The organism is Streptomyces thermodiastaticus (assembly GCF_014656135.1).
GTDB classification, from domain to species: Bacteria; Actinomycetota; Actinomycetes; order Streptomycetales; family Streptomycetaceae; genus Streptomyces; species Streptomyces thermodiastaticus.
On sequence record NZ_BNBV01000005.1, the window covers coordinates 156772 to 174751 of the forward strand.

A 17980-nucleotide genomic window follows, 5' to 3' on the forward strand; every position below is an offset into this window, starting at 1 on the left:
TCGGCCGCTTCGTAGGCTTCCCCGTATCGGAAGGTGCGCAGCATTCGTACGACCGTACAAACGCGTCGACCGTACCGAACAGGCTTCCCCGAGAAAGGGCCCCGTCGTGGCCGCCAAGCCCGTGGTCAAGCGCCTTGTCGTGCTGGTCTCCGGATCCGGCACCAATCTGCAGGCGCTCCTCGACGCGATCGCCGCATCGGGCGCCGAGGCCTTCGGCGCCGAGATCGTCGCCGTGGGCGCCGACCGTGACGGCATCGAAGGGCTGGCGCGCGCCGAGCGGGCCGGGGTGCCGACCTTCGTGTGCAGGGTGAAGGACCACGGCACGCGCGAGGAGTGGGACGCGGCGCTCGCCGAGGCCGTCGCCGCCTGGGAACCCGACCTCGTCGTCTCCGCCGGGTTCATGAAGATCGTGGGGAAGGAGTTCCTCGCACGGTTCGGCGGGCGCATCGTCAACACGCACCCCGCCCTGCTGCCCAGTTTCCCCGGGGCCCACGGCGTCCGCGACGCCCTCGCGTACGGCGCCAAGGTCACCGGCTGCACCGTCCACTTCGTCGACGACGGCGTCGACACCGGGCCGATCATCGCGCAGCGCGCGGTGGAGATCCGGGACGAGGACGACGAGAGCGCACTGCACGAGCGCATCAAACACGTCGAGCGAAGGCTGCTCGTCGAGGTCGTGGGGCGGCTCGCCCGCCACGGCTATCGCATCGAGGGACGAAAGGTAGTTATCCAGTGACCGCCGAGAGCAACAAGCGGCCCATCCGGCGCGCGCTCGTCAGCGTCTACGACAAGACCGGCCTGGAGGAGCTGGCGCGCGGGCTGCACGAAGCCGGCGTCGCACTCGTCTCCACCGGCTCCACCGCCGCGAAGATCGCCGCGGCCGGCGTGCCCGTCACCAAGGTCGAGGAGCTGACCGGCTTCCCGGAGTGCCTGGACGGCCGGGTCAAGACCCTGCACCCCAAGGTGCACGCGGGCATCCTCGCCGACCTGCGCCTTCAGGACCACCAGCGGCAGCTGGCCGAGCTGGGTGTCGAGCCCTTCGACCTGGTCGTGGTCAACCTGTACCCGTTCCGGGAGACGGTCGCCTCCGGCGCCGCCCCCGACGAGTGCGTGGAGCAGATCGACATCGGCGGCCCCTCGATGGTGCGCGCCGCCGCCAAGAACCACCCGTCCGTCGCCGTGGTCACCAGCCCGGAGCGGTACGCCGACGTCCTCGCCGCGGTGCAGGACGGCGGGTTCGACCTGGCCGCCCGCAAGCGCCTGGCCGCCGAGGCGTTCCGGCACACCGCCGAGTACGACATCGCGGTCTCCTCGTGGTTCGCCTCTTCCTACGCGCCGGCCGACGACTCCCCGTTCCCCGAGTTCCTCGCCAGCGGCCTGGAGCGGTCGCGCACCCTGCGCTACGGCGAGAACCCGCACCAGCCCGCCGCCCTGTACACCGCGGGCACCGGCGGCCTCGCCGAGGCGGAGCAGCTGCACGGCAAGGAGATGTCGTACAACAACTACACGGACACGGAGGCCGCCCGCCGTGCCGCGTACGACCACGCCGAGCCGTGCGTGGCGATCATCAAGCACGCCAACCCGTGCGGCATCGCGATCGGTGCCGACGTGGCCGAGGCGCACCGCAAGGCGCACGCCTGCGACCCGCTGTCCGCGTTCGGCGGTGTGATCGCCGTGAACCGTCCGGTCAGCAAGGAGATGGCCGAGCAGGTCGCCGAGATCTTCACCGAGGTCATCGTCGCCCCGGACTACGAGGACGGCGCCCTGGAGGTCCTCACCCGGAAGAAGAACCTCCGGGTGCTGCGCTGCCCCGAGGTGCCCGCGCAGTCCCTCGAGGTCAAGCCGATCGACGGCGGTGCCCTGGTGCAGGTGGCCGACCGTCTGCACGCCGAGGGCGACGACCCGGCCGGCTGGACGCTCGCCAGCGGCGAGGCCCTGTCCGAGGCGGAGCTGGCCGAGCTGGCGTTCGCCTGGAAGGCCTGCCGGGCGGTGAAGTCCAACGCGATCCTGCTCGCCAAGGACGGCGCCTCGGTCGGCGTCGGCATGGGCCAGGTCAACCGGGTCGACTCCTGCAAGCTCGCGGTCGAGCGGGCCGGCGAGGAGCGGGCGCGCGGCTCCTACGCCGCCTCGGACGCCTTCTTCCCCTTCCCCGACGGCCCGGAGATCCTGATCGCGGCCGGGGTGAAGGCCATCGTCCAGCCGGGCGGCTCGATCCGCGACGCGGAGGTCGTCGAGGCCGCGCGCAAGGCGGGCGTGACGATGTACTTCACCGGCGCTCGGCACTTCTTCCACTGAGCACGGCGGCCGGCGAGCCGGGCACCGTCGCCGCAGGCTGCCGGCCGCACAGCACGGCGGCCTCCGGCCCTTCCCGCGCGGGAGAGGCCGGAGGCCGTTTTCCCTGTCACCGGATGCCCGACGGCTCCGGAGTCCGCAGCCGGTGATCCGGCGTCAGCAGGACGGCAGCGGGTTGGTCTCCGAGGCGATGTCGTTGTCGCTCATCCAGCCCCACTTGCCGTTGTCGGCCTGGGTCCAGACCCAGCGGGTCGGGTGCGGTCCCCCGTGGTTCTGACCGCCGTCGAACTTGCAGACGAAGGACGACGGGTTGGAGTACATGCGGCCCACCACGCCGCTGCTGGTGTTGGTGCTGGCGTAGACGTTCGCGCCGGTGGCGTTGTTGCAGTACCACACGGAGCCGTCCTTCCAGCACGGGTTGGCGGCCTGAGCGCTGCCGGCGGCGGAGAGGGTCAGCGCGGCCACGCCGGTGGCGGCAGCGGCGGTCAGGGCCAGGGCCTTGCCGAAGGCGGTCATGTGTTTTCCCCCTGATTCGAATGTCCTTGAAGAGGTGTCGCTTCGTGCGCACGGGGGAGACGGTGCGGGCGGCGGGGTGTCCGGCTCTCCCCCGAGCGAGCCGGACACCCCTGGTCGTGCCGTCCGCTGTGGACGTCTCCACCGTGCCCTGTGTCCGGCCCGCGCGGTACCTCAGAACTCTCAGGGTCACCTGCCGCCCGTCGGCGTGTACTCCTTGAGATAGTGCTCGACCCGGGCGCAGTAGCCCCGGTAACCAGGGGGAACTCCGCCGGCCTCGTTGACCTTCTTGTACGAGGTCCGGTAACCGGCCGCGATCAGCAGCCGTTTGTCGCCCGGGAGGTCCGTCTCCAGGCGGCTCTCGATGAAGCACAGGTAGCGGCCCATGGCCGGGATGGACACGGAGGGGGACAGGGGCGGCGTGGGAGTGGCCGAGGCGGGGATGCCGTCGTCGCGCATCCACCAGCGCAGCACGGAGGGGGTCCAGCGGGCGATGCCGTACTCCTGGTGGCCGGGGTCGGCGAGGTCGGGGTCGAAGTCGCTCTCGACCTTCAGCATCGCCGCGATCAGCGCGGGTGTGACGCCGGGCCGGGGGCAGTTGTGAGCGGCGTCGACGATGAGCCGGCGGTAGCGCACCGGGATGTCCTTGTCCGTCCTCAGGTCCGCGGCCCCGTAGGTGGCCGGCACTGTGTCGGCGCCGTCCGTGCTGCCGCCGGACGGCAGACCGATCCCGTAGCCGAGGGCGGCCACGGCGACGGTGCCGGCCGCGGCCGCCAGGACCGCCGCACGGCGGCTGCGGAGAGGACGGGGAAGCCGCAGCCGCAACCGGGGGCCGTGCCGGAACAGGGGACGTGTCAACCGGGAGGTGCGCCCGGTGCCCGCGGCCGTCTCCACCCGGCGCAGCAGGGCCTCGGTGCCGATGCGGTCGGCGTGCGTGCGGGCCAGGCAGGCGCGGACGATGTCCTGCCACGGCTCGGCCAGTTCGGGGGACAGCCGCAGCTCCTCCGTGCCGCGGGCGTAGGCGACGGCCGCGTCGCGGCGGGCGCTCGGGGTGCCGCCGGGCAGCGGGAAGGAGCCGGTGAGCACGAGGTGCGCCAGCACGCCGAAGGCCCACACGTCGGCGGACGGGCGGATGCGGCGGCCGCGTGCGCCGATCTCGGTCCACAGCAGTTCCGGCGGCGTGTAGTCGGGCGTGGAGAAGGCGGGGGAGTAGGCGTGCGTGCCCTCCAGCTCGGCCGCCATGTTGAAGTCGGCCAGCCGGGCCGAACCGTCCCGCATCAGCAGCACGTTGGCGGGTTTCAGGTCGCCGTGCACCCAGCCCGCCCGGTGCAGCTGGGCCAGGCCCTCGCAGATGTGGGCGAGCAGCACGGGCCCGGCCGCGGGCCGCGGGTCGGTGTCCAGCAGGGCGTCCAGCGAGCCCTCGGCCTTCTCCAGGACGAGCACGGTGGCGCCGTCCAGGGCGGGCTGCTCCGGGTCGTCGACGGTGAGGGTCTGGTACATCCGGATCAGCCGCGGGCGGCGCAGCCGGCGGTGCAGCTCCACCTCGCGTTCGACGAGTTCGCGCAGATGGCTCAGGCGGCGCGGGGTACCGGTGCCGGTGGGCAGGAACTTCAGCGCGACGGTGTCCGGCAGCGCGGCACCGTCCGGCGAGCGGGTGCCGTCGCCGGTGCGCCGGGCCTCGTACACGCTGCCGAACGCGCCGGTGGCCAGCGGCCGGCGCACCTCCCAGACCCCCACCCGGTACCCGCGGGGCACCGGCACGGCGTACGGCTCGCTCATCGCACCGCCCGTGCGGCCAGCAGCGCCAGGTCGTCCTCGCGCACCAGGTCGAACCGCAGCGCCAGGGAGACCAGCGCCTCCTTCTTGCCGTTCAGGCGCGGTCCGGTCTCGGCGGTCTCGGGCGCGGGCTTCAGGCGCAGTTTCACGGCCAGATAGTCGATGTTCCACTGCACCGACGTCCGCGAGGCGGCCGGCCAGGTGGGGCGCAGCCGCTCGACGACCTGGTCGACGGTGGGCAGCGGGGCGTGCGGGTCACCGCGCAGCCGGGGCTCGCACAGCGCGGTGAGCACCGCGTAGTAGCGCTTGCTGCGGTCCAGGCAGAAGGCGGGCGCGGTCGGATCGCCCTCGGCTCCGTGCGGGCCGCACAGATAGTCGTGCCGCGGCGCCCACACCTCGATGGGCAGCAGGTCCCCGGCCGCGGGCAGCACGATCCGGGAGAACTCGAAGGGGACCGGCGCGTCCAGCCGGCCCGGCCCGATCTTGATGTGCTCGCCCGCGCCCTCGGGGTTGTCCACGACATAGGTCTGGTGGGCGGAGAGGTTGCTGAGCAGCCAGAACGCCCCCTGGGCGGTGATCTGCCCGGCCCGCCGCGACACCCCGTCGTGCGCGATCACCAGGTCGTTGCCGGCGCTGCGCCCGAAGGCCAGGCGCTCGCCGGGGGCCAGCTCGAAGCGCTCGCCGGGCCGCTCGTCCTCCGTGGTCGGCTGAGGTACCACGATGATGCTGTACAAGGTGCGTCTCCCCGTGCCTGACGGCTCCCTCCGCCAGAGTAGGGGGACACGGCGGGGCGATGTCCCCCTGGACGGGTGAGACACGGCCCCGCCGTGCCGAATGGCCTGAACTGTTCCGTCGGGGCACATCGTCCGGGCGGAAGCAGCCGGCTGTCAGTTCATGACCACCATGGTGCCGGCGGCCTTGTCGTGCCAGCCCTGCTGGCGGCCCGACTTGTCCCAGAAGGGGGACAGGTAGACCAGCAGCGTGATGATGCCGCACGCCACGCTGCCGATCATCGTGATGATCCAGCGTATGAAGGACTTGCCCAGGCCGGGCTTGGCCCCGGTCTGGGCGTTCACCACGTGCAGCCCGACGGCCATCTTGCCCAGCGTGCGGCCCACCAGACCGATCATCAGCCACTCGTACAGCAGGGTCAGGACCCACACGCCGCCGAGGATGGCACCGAACTGCTGCACGAAGTCGGAGCCCGCGTCGTTGATGCAGGAGTCGTAGCCGATGGTGCCCGGGTCACCGCAGTCGCTCGCGGCGGAGAACGCGCTGATGACGCCGGCGAAGATCAGGATGGTGTAGACGACGCCCAGGATGAGGCCGTCGATCACGCGGGCGCCCAGGCGGCGGCCCATCGAGGCGATCCGGGGGCTGGGGCCGCCCGCGCCGCCGGGGTAGGCCGTCTGCTGAGGGTAGCCGTATCCGGGCTGAGGCTGCCCGTACCCGGGCTGCGGCTGGCCGTACCCGGGCTGCCCCTGGGGGTAGCCGTAGCTCTGCTGCGGATTCTGCGGCGCCCCGTAGGGGTTCTGGGGCGAGCCGAAACTCATGGCCGGATTCCTCCGTCGACGTCTGTGGGGACGGTGCGGAACACACGGAGGAGCGACACATCTGAGCGGGTTCGCCCCCCGAAACGAACCGCGTTTTCGGTAATGCATCGTTCTAGACACGGCAAGATCTTGTCCAGTCCGGACGGTGAGGCGTTGTGCACCTGCAACCCCGCCGGTCACGGCACGGCGACAGCGGCGCCCCGGATTGGAACCCGGGCCCCGTCATCCGGGAGGATGGAGTCATGACCGCCCAGATTCTCGATGGCAAGGCCACCGCAGCCGCGATCAAGTCCGATCTGACCGCCCGCGTGGCGGCGCTGAAGGAGAAGGGGGTCACGCCCGGTCTCGGCACGATCCTCGTCGGGGACGACCCCGGCAGCCGCAAGTACGTCGCCGGCAAGCACCGCGACTGCGCCGAGGTGGGCATCGCCTCCATCCAGCGCGAGCTGCCCGCCACCGCCACCCAGGAGGAAATCGAGGCGGTCGTCCGGGAGCTGAACGAGGACCCGGCGTGCACCGGGTACATCGTCCAGCTGCCCCTGCCCAAGGGCATCGACGAGAACCGCATCCTGGAGCTGATGGATCCGGACAAGGACGCCGACGGCCTGCACCCGATGAACCTCGGCCGTCTCGTCCTCAACGAGCCGGCCCCGCTGCCCTGCACCCCCAACGGTGTGCTGACCCTGCTGCGCCGCTACGGCGTGGAGATCAAGGGCGCCGAGGTCGTGGTCGTCGGCCGCGGCACCACCATCGGCCGCCCCATGCCGCTGCTGCTGACCCGGCGCAGCGAGAACGCCACCGTCACCCAGTGCCACACCGGCACCCGCGATCTGTCCGCCCACCTCAAGCGCGCCGACATCATCGTCGCCGCCGCCGGCAGCCCGCATCTGATCCGTGCCGAGGACGTCAAGCCGGGCGCGGCCGTCCTGGACGTCGGGGTCTCCCGCAACGCCGAGGGCAAGATCGTCGGCGACGTCCACCCGGACGTCGCCGAGGTGGCCGGCTGGCTCTCCCCGAACCCCGGCGGTGTCGGTCCGATGACCCGGGCACAGCTGCTGGTCAACGTGGTGGAGGCGGCGGAGCGCAGTGTCGGCTGAGACGGACGGCTCCGCGCGGGGATCCTCCCGTGCGAAGCCCCACCTGCAGATGCGGAACATCCACGGCCTTTCCCGGAGCCTCCTGCGCCGCGTCCCGCCGGCGCTGAAGGACGCGCTGCGCCTCGAAGGCGGTGGCCGGATCGGGCCGTGGGACACCTCGGCGCTGGTGCGGCAATGGCCGCTGCTCGCCGTGCTGGCCACGGCCGGCATCGGACTGCTGGTGACCGCGCTCGACGCGTTCCGTGTCGGGCTGCTGCTGATCGGCGCCGCCATGCTCGGCGGGGCCACGCTGCGCTGGCTGCTGCCCCGCGTCGGCATGCTGGCCGTGCGCTCCCGCTTCACCGACATAGCCACCTACGGCGTCCTCGGCGTCGCCATCGTGCTGCTGGCGCTGATGGCCCAGCCCGATCCGTGGCTGGAGATACCGTTCCTGGACGACGCGCTGCACTTCACCATCAGCAGCTGACGCCCCGGCAGAGCCCCGCGTCCTTCCATGACGGCGACGGCGGCCCGTCCTCTCCCCCGAGCAGGACGGGCCGCCGTCGCCGTTCAGCCTGCTGCACGGTGATCATGCCGATCAACAGCTGTCCGCGCGCTGTCGCACACCGGTGACCGTCTCGCGACGTCTGTCGCCGCCCTGCCACAGTCGTGCGCCGGCTCCGCGCCGCGCACTCCCCCGGATGCGCCAGGATGCGTCGAACACCCGTGTGGCGTGAGCGATCCCGTTTGCGCTGGAGCTGTGTCGATCTGTGGACAAAAAAGCGATGCGGGGCGAAGTCTCCCGGTGGCCCGGCTAGCGTGGCCGTCAGTGGCACAGCCGACAGTGTCCGGGGGAGAGGGGGAAGCAGCAATGCCTCGTTGGAAGGCCTTGCCCGACGAACTCGATCCGCAGGTCAAGGAGTTCACCGCGCAGATGCGGCGGCTCGTCGACCGCAGCGGTATGGGGGTCGCCGCGCTCGCCGACCGCACGGGTTACAGCAAGACCTCCTGGGAGCGGTACCTGGGCGGCCGGCTGCTGGCGCCCAAGGGGGCGGTCGTCGCACTGGCCGAGGTCACCGGAACCGACCCGGTGCATCTCACCACGATGTGGGAGCTCGCCGAACGGGCATGGAGCCGTGCGGAACTGCGCCACGACCGGACCATGGAGGCCATCCGCATCGCCCGGGCCCGCGCCGCGCTCGCCCCGGCCGACCACGGCACGGCCGGCCACGGCACCGGACCGGACCCGGCCGGCTCCGCCGCGGACCCGGGCCAGAACTCCCGCGGGGGCGCCGCGAAGACACCCGGCTCGTCCGTCCTGCCGATCGCCGGCCCGGCGGGGGTGTTCCCCACGGTGCCCGCGCAGCCCTCGGCCACCGACGCCGGCGCCCGCGAGAGCACCGGCGCGGCCGGCGGGACACCGCGCGAGACAACGGTCCCCGAGGGGCGGACGCCCGCGCCTCAGGCCGCCGAGGGGACACCGGACGGCGAACGGCCCGGCGCACGGCCGGACGGGAGGCGGTCGGAGGAGCCCGTCCGCGAGGGCGAGCTCCCGCAGCCGCCGCGCCCGGCGGGCGAGACGGGAGACGCCGGTGCGGAGACCTCCCGCAGGCGGCAGGTGACGATGTTTCTGGCCGGCATGGCCGGCGCGCTCGCGGTCGTCGGGGCCGTTTTCTCCGCCACCGCCGGCGAGGACGGCCGCGGCAGCCAGGGCGCGCCGAGGACGTCGTCGCCGGCCGCCGCCGTCGACCCGGACCTGCCGCCCGGGGTGAAGTGCGCCGGGACCGGTTGCACCGGCAAGGACGCGGAGGCCATGGGCTGCAGCGGCGAACTGGTGACCACGGCGCGGAGCGCCACCGTGGGCGAGACTGTGGTCGAGGTGCGCTACAGCAAGACCTGCGGCGCCGCCTGGGGCCGCATCACCCAGGCGGCACAGGGCGATCAGGTGCAGGTCGTGGTCGGCGCGCGCAAGGAGAGCGACACCGTCGCACAGGCCGGCGACACCATCGCCTACACGCCGATGGTGGCGGTGACGAACGCCGGCCAGGCCAAGGCCTGCGTGACCCTGGTGTCCGGACGCACCGGCTGCACCAGGTGACGGCCGTGCGCGGGCGCCCCGTACCCGCGCGCCGACCGGCCCGGGCGCACCGCGCGGACGTCCGTGCCCGGGCCGTCCGCACCGGTGCCGCAGGCCGTCCGCACCGTGTGCCCGAACGGGTGCCGTACCGTCACAAGACCGCCGTGAGCGGAGAGAAAGAAGAGGTGATGTGACAGGCATGGGGCGGGCCCGTGGGGGGAAGGCGCACCGTACCCCCCACGGGAGTCCTGTCTTCCGGGACCCCTGGCGGCCGCCGCGTCCCTCCTTTCCGCGCGGCGGCCGCCCGGTACGCCGCCTGCCCGTTGGCCGGTCACTCTGTGGGGCGGGCCACAGCCTCCCGGCCGTCCGGGGTGCGGGATGCGCGATAGCCTGACCGCTGGATCTCTCTTGACGCCAAGAGATCGATCATCCGCACGCGTGATCGGTCATCGCGGCGGGCGTACGGTCGCCCAACCGGACGCGCGGGATCCTGCACCCGGGGCAGGGACGCCCCCACCGCCAGCTGTCATACGGAGAACGCCATGACCCGCACTCCCGTGAACGTCACCGTGACCGGCGCGGCCGGCCAGATCGGTTACGCCCTGCTCTTCCGCATCGCCTCCGGCCAGCTGCTCGGCGCGGACGTGCCGGTCAAGCTGCGCCTGCTGGAGATCACCCCGGCGCTGAAGGCCGCCGAGGGCACGGCGATGGAGCTGGACGACTGCGCGTTCCCGCTGCTGCAGGGCATCGACATCACCGACGACCCGAACGTCGCCTTCGACGGCGCCAACGTCGCCCTCCTCGTCGGTGCCCGCCCCCGCACCAAGGGCATGGAGCGCGGTGACCTGCTGGAGGCCAACGGCGGCATCTTCAAGCCGCAGGGCAAGGCCATCAACGACCACGCCGCGGACGACATCAAGGTCCTGGTCGTCGGCAACCCGGCCAACACCAACGCGCTCATCGCGCAGGCCGCCGCGCCGGACGTCCCGGCCGAGCGCTTCACCGCGATGACCCGCCTGGACCACAACCGCGCGCTGACCCAGCTCGCCAAGAAGACCGGCTCCTCGGTCGCCGACATCAAGCGTCTCACCATCTGGGGCAACCACTCCGCCACCCAGTACCCGGACATCTTCCATGCCACCATCGCCGGCAAGAACGCCGCCGAGGCCGTGGGCGACCAGAAGTGGCTGGAGGAGGACTTCATCCCGACCGTCGCCAAGCGCGGCGCCGCCATCATCGAGGCCCGCGGCGCCTCCTCGGCTGCCTCCGCCGCCAACGCGGCCATCGACCACATCCACACCTGGGTCAACGGCACCGCCGAGGGCGACTGGACCTCCATGGCCGTCCCGTCCGACGGCTCCTACGGCGTGCCGGAGGGCCTGATCTCCTCCTTCCCGGTCACCTGCAAGGACGGCACGTACGAGATCGTCCAGGGCCTGGAGATCAACGAGTTCTCCCGCGCCCGCATCGACGCCTCCGTCCAGGAGCTGCAGGACGAGCGCGAGGCGGTCCGCGGCCTCGGCCTGATCTGAGCCCTGCTCACCGGCGCGCCCCGCACGGGCGCGTCACGAGCACGCACGGGCCCCGTTCCGCCTCCGGCGGTCCGGGGCCCGTGGCCTGTTGCGGCGTTGCCGTCGTGAAGCGGTCCTCACCTCTGGCCCGTTCAGTCCATGCCGCGCCGGCCCGGAGCCCAGAACGGCCTGGTCAGCACGGACCGCCGCGTCCAGCCGGCCTCCCGCACGAGCACCTGCCGCACCTGCTGCACGGTGCGGGCCTCCCCGGCGACGTAGGCGATCCCACCCGGCTGGGGGGCGAGCGCACGCACCGCGCCGACGAGCGGACCCTCGCCGCGCAGCGTCCAGGTGAGCCGGTCACCGTGGGGCAGGGGCAGGCGGTCGGCCGCCGTCTGTGTCTGCACGCACCCGGAGATCCGGGCCTGCGCGGGCAGGGCGGCGAGCATCGCACCGAAGGCGACGGAGGCCGTCTCGTCGCCCACGAAGACGTGGTGGGCGGCGTCCGGGCGCAGGACGAAGGAACCCTCCGGCCCGCGCAGCCGCACCCGGTCGCCCACCGCGGCGTGGCGCGCCCACCGGGCCCCGGGACCGGCGCCGGGATGGTCCAGCACGCGCAGCTCGACCGCACCGCCCGGGTCGTACCGCCAGATCGAGTACGTGCGCAGGGCCAGCCCGCCGCCGACCAGGACCCGCACCTGCTGCCCCGGCCGGACCTCCAGGCCGGCCAGGGTCTCGCTCTCGATGCGCACCCGGCGAAAGCGCCCCGCGGCCGGCTCGGCCACGGTGACCGTGCCCTTCAGGGTCAGCAGGTCGAGAACCGGGGCGGGCAGGGCGACAGGCATGGCGCAGCTCCTCGTGAACGGGTGTCGGGGACAGGGGAGTCGAGCGAACGGCAGGAGACATCAGCGGCCCGAACGCGACAGTGCGCGTTCGCCGCCGGACGCGACCACGCGGGCCGTCCGCCGATCGGTGTATCCGGCGACCACCACGACCGTCGCCGCCAGGACCAGCAGCGCGACCGTGCGCAGGGCCGGGCCCATGCCGTGGGCGAAGTCGGCGTGGGCGCCCAGGACCGTGCCCGCGACCGCCACACCGAGGGCCGCGCCGACCTCGCGGGCCGAGGTGCCGAGCCCCGAGCCGACGCCCGCCTGGTGCGCGGGCAGCGAGGTGACCACGCCCAGGGTGAGCGCGGGCATCGACAGCCCCGTACCGGCCGAGATCACCAGCAGCCAGCAGGCGTACAGCGCGTACGGCGTGCCCGCGTCCGCGGTGGACGCGCCCAGCAGGCCCAGGCCGATCAGCGCGAGCCCGCCGCCGACGACCGGACGCGGACGCCCGGCCCAGCGCGCCGCGAGCCGCGGCACCAGCGCCATGCCCACGACCAGCGGGGCGATCGCCACGCCGGTCAGGGCGGGGCCGTAGCCCTTGACGCCCTGCAGGTACTGCGAGTTGACGAAGAAGAGCGCGAACAGGCCGAAGAAGCCGGTGGCCATGCCGAGAGCGGTGGCGCGCAGGCGGCGGGAGGCGAAGACCCGCGGGTCGAACAGCGGTGTCGCCGAGCGCAGCCCGTGCCGGGTGAACAGGGCCAGCAGCACCGCGCCCGCGGCGAAGGCGGCCACGATGCGCGGGGAGGCCCAGCCGTAGGCCTGGCCCTCGATGATGCCGAAGAGCAGGGCGACCAGGGCCGAGGTGAGCAGCAGCGTGCCCGCCGGGTCGGGGTGGTGCTGCGCGGCGCGCTCAGTGCGCGGGGTGGTCACGGCGACGAGGGCCACCAGCAGCACGGCCAGTGGCACCATCACGCCGAACAGGGCGCGCCAGCCGAGGAACTCGCCGGCCAGGCCGCCGCCCAGGTTCCCGGCCAGACCGCCCAGGCCCAGCGCCAGCGTCCAGGACGCCACGGCCTGCGCCCGCCGCTCGGGCGAGGCCAGCCGCGTCAGGATCGACAGCGTGGCGGGGGTGATCAGCGCGGCGCCCGCGCCGGACATGCCCCGGCCGGCGATGAGCACCGCGGGGGCGGGGGCGAGCGCGCTGGTGCCGGCGCCCACCGCGAACAGAGCGAGCCCGGCCAGCAGGGCGCCCTTGCGGCCGTAGCGGTCGCCGACGGCACCCATCGGGATCAGCAGCGAGGCGAAGACGATGACGTAGGCGTCGACCGTCCACAGCACCTCGGTGTGGGTCGGGTGCAGCGTCGACGAACTCAGTTGCGGGATCAGCAGGTTGACGGCGGCGACCATGCTCTGCGCGACGAGCGCGCAGGCGCACAGCGCCAGCAGGGTGGACCGTTTCAGGGCGTGCGAGGGCACGGCTCCTCCTCGGGAGCGGAGACTGGTGTGGGATGCCCTGTCACCGTAGGGTCGGTTACGTCCTGCACTCCAGTGCAACCTTTGCAAGGAACGAATGCACGTGGCGCAATCCGCGAATCTGGACCTGAACCTGCTGCTCGCGCTCGACGCACTCCTGGAGGAGGAGAGCGTGCAGGGCGCCGCTCGCCGGCTGCACCTGTCCGAGCCGGCGATGAGCCGTACCCTCGGCCGCATCCGCAAGGCGCTGGGCGACCCCGTCCTGGTGCGGGCCGGGCGGCGGATGGTGCCGACCCCGCACGCGCTGGCCGTACGCGCCGAGGTGAGCGCGGTGGTGGAGCGCGCCCGGGCGCTGTTCGCGCCGCGGGAGGTGGACTTGAAGGCCGTGCACCGCACCTTCACGATCGTCGGGCCCGACACTCTCGCCGCCGTGCTCGCGCCCGCCCTGTTCGCCCGGGTCGCGCGGGAGGCGCCCGGCATCCGGGTGCGGTTCCTGGCCGAGAGCCATGCCGACGAGCCGTACCTGCGCGAGGGCATCGCCGATCTGGAAATCGGCGCCATCGACACCACCGCGCCCGAGGTGCACCGCGAGATGCTGTGCACGGACCGGCTCAGCGGCGTCGTACGCGCTGGTCACCCGCTGCTGGAGGGGGAACTCACGGCCGAGCGGTTCGCCTCCGGGGCCGACCATCTGATCGTCTCCCGCCGCGGCAGGCTGCACGGCCCGGTCGACGCCGCGCTCGCCGACCTCGGCCTGAGCCGGCGGGTTGTGGGGACGGTCGGTACGTTCCCCGCGTCCCTCCTCATCATCCGGGACACCGACCTGGTCGGCCTGCTCACCTCGTGGGCGTTGCCCCTGGCGGCCTCGCTGGGCCTGGTCGCCTTCGACGTGCCGCTGCCGCTGCCCCCGCTGGAGATGGGCCTGGCCTGGCACCCGCGGCACGAGGCCGACCCCGCCCACGCGTGGCTGCGCGGGGCTGTGCGGGAACTGCTGAGCGCGCGGCCGGAAGGGACGCGCCCGGCGCAGCGGCCGTGAGACACCCGCGGGGCCCGCTCGGGTCGCCCGGGTGGGATCCGAGCAGCCTGGGCGGCCTTGTACGGTCCGGAAGTGTGGCTACCCTCACGTTGTCACACTCTTGACAAACGGCTTCCCCGACCATTCCTCTGTGCTCTATGGTGATGGCCCGTCAGTTCTGCCGCTGTAGCGGCCGTTCACACCTCGGGGGAGTCGCGTGGACACCGTGTCCGTGCCGCACCAGTCGCAACCGGCGTCTCCGGGCGGGCCCTCGCCCGTCCCGCCGCAGGCCAGCGAGGCGACCCGCCTGCTGTGTGCGGGCGTCTACCTCGACCCGGACTACCGGGACCGGGTGATCGAGGAGCTGTACCTGCACGAACAGCGCATCGTGGCACCGTCCCTCGGCTTCGACGCCGCCCGCGTCCTGGCCCACGCGCTGCGCGCACGCCGGGCCGGGCTGTACTGGAGCGCGGCCATCGTGGGCCTGTGGATCGTCGGCTGCGTGTGCACCATCGGCGCGATGGCCCTCTTCCTGGTCCCCAGCCTGCTGCTGGCCTTCGCCGACGCCCTGCACAGTGACGATCCCCAGGCGTCCGGCATGCGCAAGGCGACCGCGCGAACCGTCCGCTGGCTGGGGCTGCTCATGTTCGCCGCCCTGCTGGTCGCCGTGCCGATCCTGGTCGCTCTCATCGTCGGAATGGCCGATGACGCCGAAATCTTGCTTCTCCTCGTGCCGACCTTGCTCCCGATCGCTCTGTTCGGCGCCATCGCCGTGTGCGCGGGGCGCCAGCGCGGCCAGTTCGCCCATGCCCTGAACGCCGAACTGGCGCCGGACCGCTTCGCGGACATGGCCTCGGACCCGGCGGAGCGGGCGCTGAGTCCGCGCTTCCAGCGGCTGAGGCAGCGCATCCGGCAGGAACAGCACGCGCCGCTGATCCTGTACCGCGAGAGCCGGCCGTTCTGTGGGGCCGGGCGGGCCTACGACACCTGGGTGCTGGCCGTCGAGATGCGTCCCGCCGAGGGCCGGACGCCTCGTCCGTTGAGCAACCGCATCGTGCTGGACACCGTCCGCCCGCTGCTGGAGAGCCTGCGCCTGCCACCGGAGTACGCGGGCCCTCTGGTCCGCGACCGGCTGCGCTGGCTGGAGATCGACGAGTGCGTCTTCCTGCCCGCGGAGGGTCTCGCCCGCCGGGAGGACGCCCCGTACGACGCGTTCGGGCATCACCGGGACCGCGCGGTGGAGGAAGGGGCCGAGAGGCGGCGGCACTTCCTCCGGGTGCGGGTCGGCGGCTGGGAGGAGAACCTGGTCGTCACCGTCTATGTGCGCATCCACACCCAGGGGCGGATGCTGATGCTGGAGGTCGTCCCGCATGTGCTGATGCCGGTGCGGGAGGATTTCAGGGACGCCGACCGGATCGCCCACCAGCTGCGCACCTCCAGTCCGCTCGCCAAGGCGACCTGGGCGGTGGGACAGGTGCCCGGGGCCACGGTCCGGTCCGTGGCCGTCCTGTGCCGGGCCGTATGGCACGGCTGGCAGCTGCTCACCAACGAATACCGCGACGCTCTTCCCGACGGCCCCGCCCTGTCCGTGCGGGAGCTGGGATCGGCGTCCGCCGGCTCGCTGTTCCAGCAGATGGACGTCGACCGGTACCTGCGCAGCATCCAGGACCGCATCGCGCACGGCGTCCGCACCGCCCTGAGCGAACACGGCTATGAGACCGGCGAGTTCGTCCAGAAGGTCGTCAACATCAGCAACGGCGGGGTGCACATCGACAGCGTCGAGGACAGCACCTTCGCGATCGGCACGCACGCCCGTGCGGCCTCCGGCGCGCACGCCCCCTCGCAGGACGCGTCCTCGCCCACCGGTGGCCACCGGCCGAGCACCGCACTGAAGAAGGGATCCGGCAGCGATGAGCACGGCGGATGAGCCGAACGTCCGCATCGGCGACGTCTCGGGCAGCACCTTCGCCATCGGCAGCCACGCGCACGCCGAGAGCCACCACCACACGCCCCCGAGGGACACCTCGGAGCAGGAACTACTGCAGGCCGTAAAGGAGTTGCGGGCCGATCTTGCCCGGCTGCGCAGCTCCGAGGAGATCCGGGAGCTGGACGAGGCCCTGGCGGACACCGAGAACGAGATCACCCGCACCGGGGCCGCCGGCGAGAGCAGGCGGCAGCGGCTGCGGGAGCTGCTCACCGACGCGCAGTCGGTGCTGAGCCTGCTGACGTCGGCCGGCGCCGTGGCCGGCCTGCTCGGGCTGTGACTTCCGGCCCGCTGCACGGGGGAGGGAGGACAGTGTGACGAACGGGGGCGGACGGTACTGGAACGAGGACGCTCAGCGCTGGGAGGACGGCACCCGGGACGACCGGGTGACCATGCCGCGGGCGCCGCGCCCTGGCGGACGCCGTCCGCGTGCGCTGTGGGCGGTGGCCGGCGCGACGGCCGTGGTCGGGCTCGCCGTCGGCCTGACGGTGTCGCTGGGCACCGATGACGACGGCAGGAACCCGGAGCCCACCGGCTCGCCCACGCTCGCCGTGCCGACGCTCCCGCCCCCGGAGGACCCCGGCCTCTCCGACGGCCCCGGGACGGACTCCGGCACCCCGACCCCGACGTCCACGGAGCCGCCGTACGGCTACGCCGTCCACGACGACGCCGAAGGCTTCCGGATCGCCGTGCCCGACGGCTGGTACCGCTCCACGACCCCCTCACAGCACGGCATGGACGTCGTCAACTACCGCAGCGCGGCGGGTGACCGGCGGATCATGGTGTTCGAGGTCGAGGAAGCCACGCCCGACGAATCCTTCGAGAAGTACCTGTCCCAGGTGCCCAAGCCGCGCGGGTTCCACCAGCTGTCCCTGGAGCACGTGGACGACGCCGGCGTCAGCGGCACCCGGCTGGAGTACACCGCCGACTCCCTCAGAGGCGAGCCCGACATCGGTACCTGGCACATCTACGACGAGCGATTCGTGTCCGTGGACGGCCTGGTCTACGCGATCGTCTCCTACGGCCCCGACAGCGACGGCGGCGCCGACGCGCTGCGCAACCTCACCACGGCCCTGGAGTGGTTCTGTCCCCCCGGCAGCGAGTGCCCCGTGCCGTCGGGATGAGCCGCCGGCCCGGCCGTGCGACCCGTGTAGAGGTGGCCGGATCGCTCCCTTGTGTCGTGTTCGTCCGCGTGTCACACAGGTGAGGGCTGAGTGACCGGGCGGAGGGGGCGCTTCATGTCTGTGTCAGGTGGTGATACGGCAGGACCGTCCGACTGGGCGGTCGAGCGGTTCGGGCGGCATGCCGCCGCGCTCTCCGCCGCGGTTCCGCGACACCTGGCGAAGGCGCACGCACGGGCCCGTGCGGCGCATCTGGCCGCGGGACTGAAGAAGCGGAGCCCCTATGGGGGCGCCCTGGCCGAGGCGGTGCGTGAGGGACTGGCGGATGCGGCACGGGAGCTGGGCGGATCCGTGCGGGACATCCGCGGATACGAGTACGCCGTGATCAACGAGCACGTGCTCTTCCCCTACAGGTACGCGGACAAGCCGCGGCCCCTGGAATGCGCGCGGTTGCCCGCCGATACGTCTCCGACCCGGCGGCGGCTGTTCCGGGCGCACGGGCCGCAGGAGCCGGACGGATTGTTCGAGGTCGACGCCGGCCTGGCGACGGAGGAGTACCTCGGACTGCACGAGGCGTTCGAGGAGCTGGGCGCCTCCACCGAACTCGTCTGCGTGTTCTTCACGGCCGACGCGGAGAACGGCATCCATCTCATCCACTGGGGACAGGCCCGCCTCGAACCGGACCGCACCTTCACCTGGCTGCACAAGGAACAGCTCCCGGTCGCCCCTGTGCCGCCCGGGTGACGGCTGCCGGGGCAC

The 17980-nt window shown here is 72.8% G+C and carries 17 protein-coding genes; 11 read left to right on the plus strand and 6 right to left on the minus strand.

Annotation, left to right across the window (positions count from 1 at the left end):
- The first annotated feature begins 106 nt into the window (after positions 1–106).
- Together purN and purH are read left to right on the plus strand one after the other, a co-directional pair.
- Complete coding sequence (gene purN / locus IE286_RS07480) at positions 107–736, plus strand: phosphoribosylglycinamide formyltransferase (RefSeq protein ID WP_189795816.1); 630 nt, start codon at positions 107–109, stop codon at positions 734–736.
- Complete coding sequence (gene purH / locus IE286_RS07485; protein ID WP_189795817.1) at positions 733–2295, plus strand: bifunctional phosphoribosylaminoimidazolecarboxamide formyltransferase/IMP cyclohydrolase; 1563 nt, start codon at positions 733–735, stop codon at positions 2293–2295. Before purN ends, purH begins: the two co-directional genes overlap by 4 nt.
- A gap of 153 nt (positions 2296–2448) precedes the next feature.
- Here the strand turns inward: purH and IE286_RS07490 are convergent, their stop codons facing one another.
- The 4 genes from IE286_RS07490 to IE286_RS07505 all read right to left on the minus strand — a co-directional run bounded on the left by IE286_RS07490 (position 2449) and on the right by IE286_RS07505 (position 6134).
- Positions 2449–2808, minus strand: a complete 360-nt coding sequence (locus tag IE286_RS07490) for a hypothetical protein (protein WP_229862039.1) — start codon at positions 2806–2808, stop codon at positions 2449–2451.
- A 186-nt stretch (positions 2809–2994) separates the two neighbouring features.
- Positions 2995–4584 (minus strand): serine/threonine protein kinase, encoded by a 1590-nt coding sequence (locus IE286_RS07495; protein WP_189795818.1) that lies wholly within the window; start codon positions 4582–4584, stop codon positions 2995–2997.
- Entirely contained in the window at positions 4581–5315 is a 735-nt protein-coding gene (locus IE286_RS07500; protein WP_189795819.1) for an FHA domain-containing protein, read from the minus strand. The genes IE286_RS07495 and IE286_RS07500 overlap by 4 nt, the downstream gene beginning before the upstream one ends.
- A 153-nt stretch (positions 5316–5468) precedes the next feature.
- Positions 5469–6134, minus strand: coding sequence for an RDD family protein (locus IE286_RS07505; RefSeq protein WP_189795820.1), 666 nt, complete (start codon positions 6132–6134; stop codon positions 5469–5471).
- A 242-nt stretch (positions 6135–6376) separates the two neighbouring features.
- On the opposite strand from IE286_RS07505, the gene IE286_RS07510 reads away from it, so the two are divergent.
- The 4 genes from IE286_RS07510 (at position 6377) to IE286_RS07525 (ending at position 10819) form a co-directional block, all read left to right on the plus strand.
- A complete protein-coding gene (locus IE286_RS07510; RefSeq protein WP_125496783.1) occupies positions 6377–7231 on the plus strand; it encodes a bifunctional methylenetetrahydrofolate dehydrogenase/methenyltetrahydrofolate cyclohydrolase in 855 nt (284 codons plus the stop codon).
- Positions 7221–7697 carry a DUF3017 domain-containing protein gene (locus IE286_RS07515; RefSeq protein ID WP_372462521.1) on the plus strand — a complete coding sequence of 159 codons (477 nt, stop codon included), beginning with the start codon at positions 7221–7223 and terminating at the stop codon, positions 7695–7697. Before IE286_RS07510 ends, IE286_RS07515 begins: the two co-directional genes overlap by 11 nt.
- Positions 7698–8081: 384 nt before the next feature.
- A complete protein-coding gene (locus IE286_RS07520; RefSeq protein WP_189795822.1) occupies positions 8082–9308 on the plus strand; it encodes an XRE family transcriptional regulator in 1227 nt (408 codons plus the stop codon).
- A gap of 521 nt (positions 9309–9829) precedes the next feature.
- Positions 9830–10819, plus strand: coding sequence for a malate dehydrogenase (locus IE286_RS07525; RefSeq protein ID WP_189795823.1), 990 nt, complete (start codon positions 9830–9832; stop codon positions 10817–10819).
- A gap of 131 nt (positions 10820–10950) precedes the next feature.
- Here the strand turns inward: IE286_RS07525 and IE286_RS07530 are convergent, their stop codons facing one another.
- Positions 10951–11643: a siderophore-interacting protein gene (locus IE286_RS07530; protein WP_189795824.1), complete on the minus strand. Its 693-nt coding sequence runs from the start codon at positions 11641–11643 to the stop codon at positions 10951–10953.
- A gap of 60 nt (positions 11644–11703) precedes the next feature.
- Complete coding sequence (locus IE286_RS07535; protein ID WP_189795825.1) at positions 11704–13104, minus strand: MFS transporter; 1401 nt, start codon at positions 13102–13104, stop codon at positions 11704–11706.
- Positions 13105–13198: 94 nt separating this feature from the next.
- On the opposite strand from IE286_RS07535, the gene IE286_RS07540 reads away from it, so the two are divergent.
- The 5 genes from IE286_RS07540 (at position 13199) to IE286_RS07560 (ending at position 17965) form a co-directional block, all read left to right on the plus strand.
- On the plus strand, positions 13199–14137 hold the full coding sequence (locus tag IE286_RS07540; RefSeq protein ID WP_189795826.1) for a LysR family transcriptional regulator: 939 nt from the start codon (positions 13199–13201) through the stop codon (positions 14135–14137).
- A 196-nt stretch (positions 14138–14333) separates the two neighbouring features.
- Entirely contained in the window at positions 14334–16043 is a 1710-nt protein-coding gene (locus IE286_RS07545) for an AbeC-like domain-containing protein (RefSeq protein WP_229862041.1), read from the plus strand.
- The gene (locus IE286_RS07550; RefSeq protein ID WP_189795827.1) at positions 16027–16380 is read left to right on the plus strand and encodes a hypothetical protein; all 354 of its coding nucleotides are present in this window, start codon (positions 16027–16029) and stop codon (positions 16378–16380) included. The genes IE286_RS07545 and IE286_RS07550 overlap by 17 nt, the downstream gene beginning before the upstream one ends.
- Positions 16381–16414: 34 nt before the next feature.
- On the plus strand, positions 16415–17224 hold the full coding sequence (locus IE286_RS07555) for a serine/threonine kinase C-terminal domain-containing protein (RefSeq protein WP_229862042.1): 810 nt from the start codon (positions 16415–16417) through the stop codon (positions 17222–17224).
- Between the two features lie 114 nt (positions 17225–17338).
- The gene (locus IE286_RS07560; RefSeq protein WP_189795828.1) at positions 17339–17965 is read left to right on the plus strand and encodes a hypothetical protein; all 627 of its coding nucleotides are present in this window, start codon (positions 17339–17341) and stop codon (positions 17963–17965) included.
- The last annotated feature ends 15 nt before the right edge of the window (positions 17966–17980 follow it).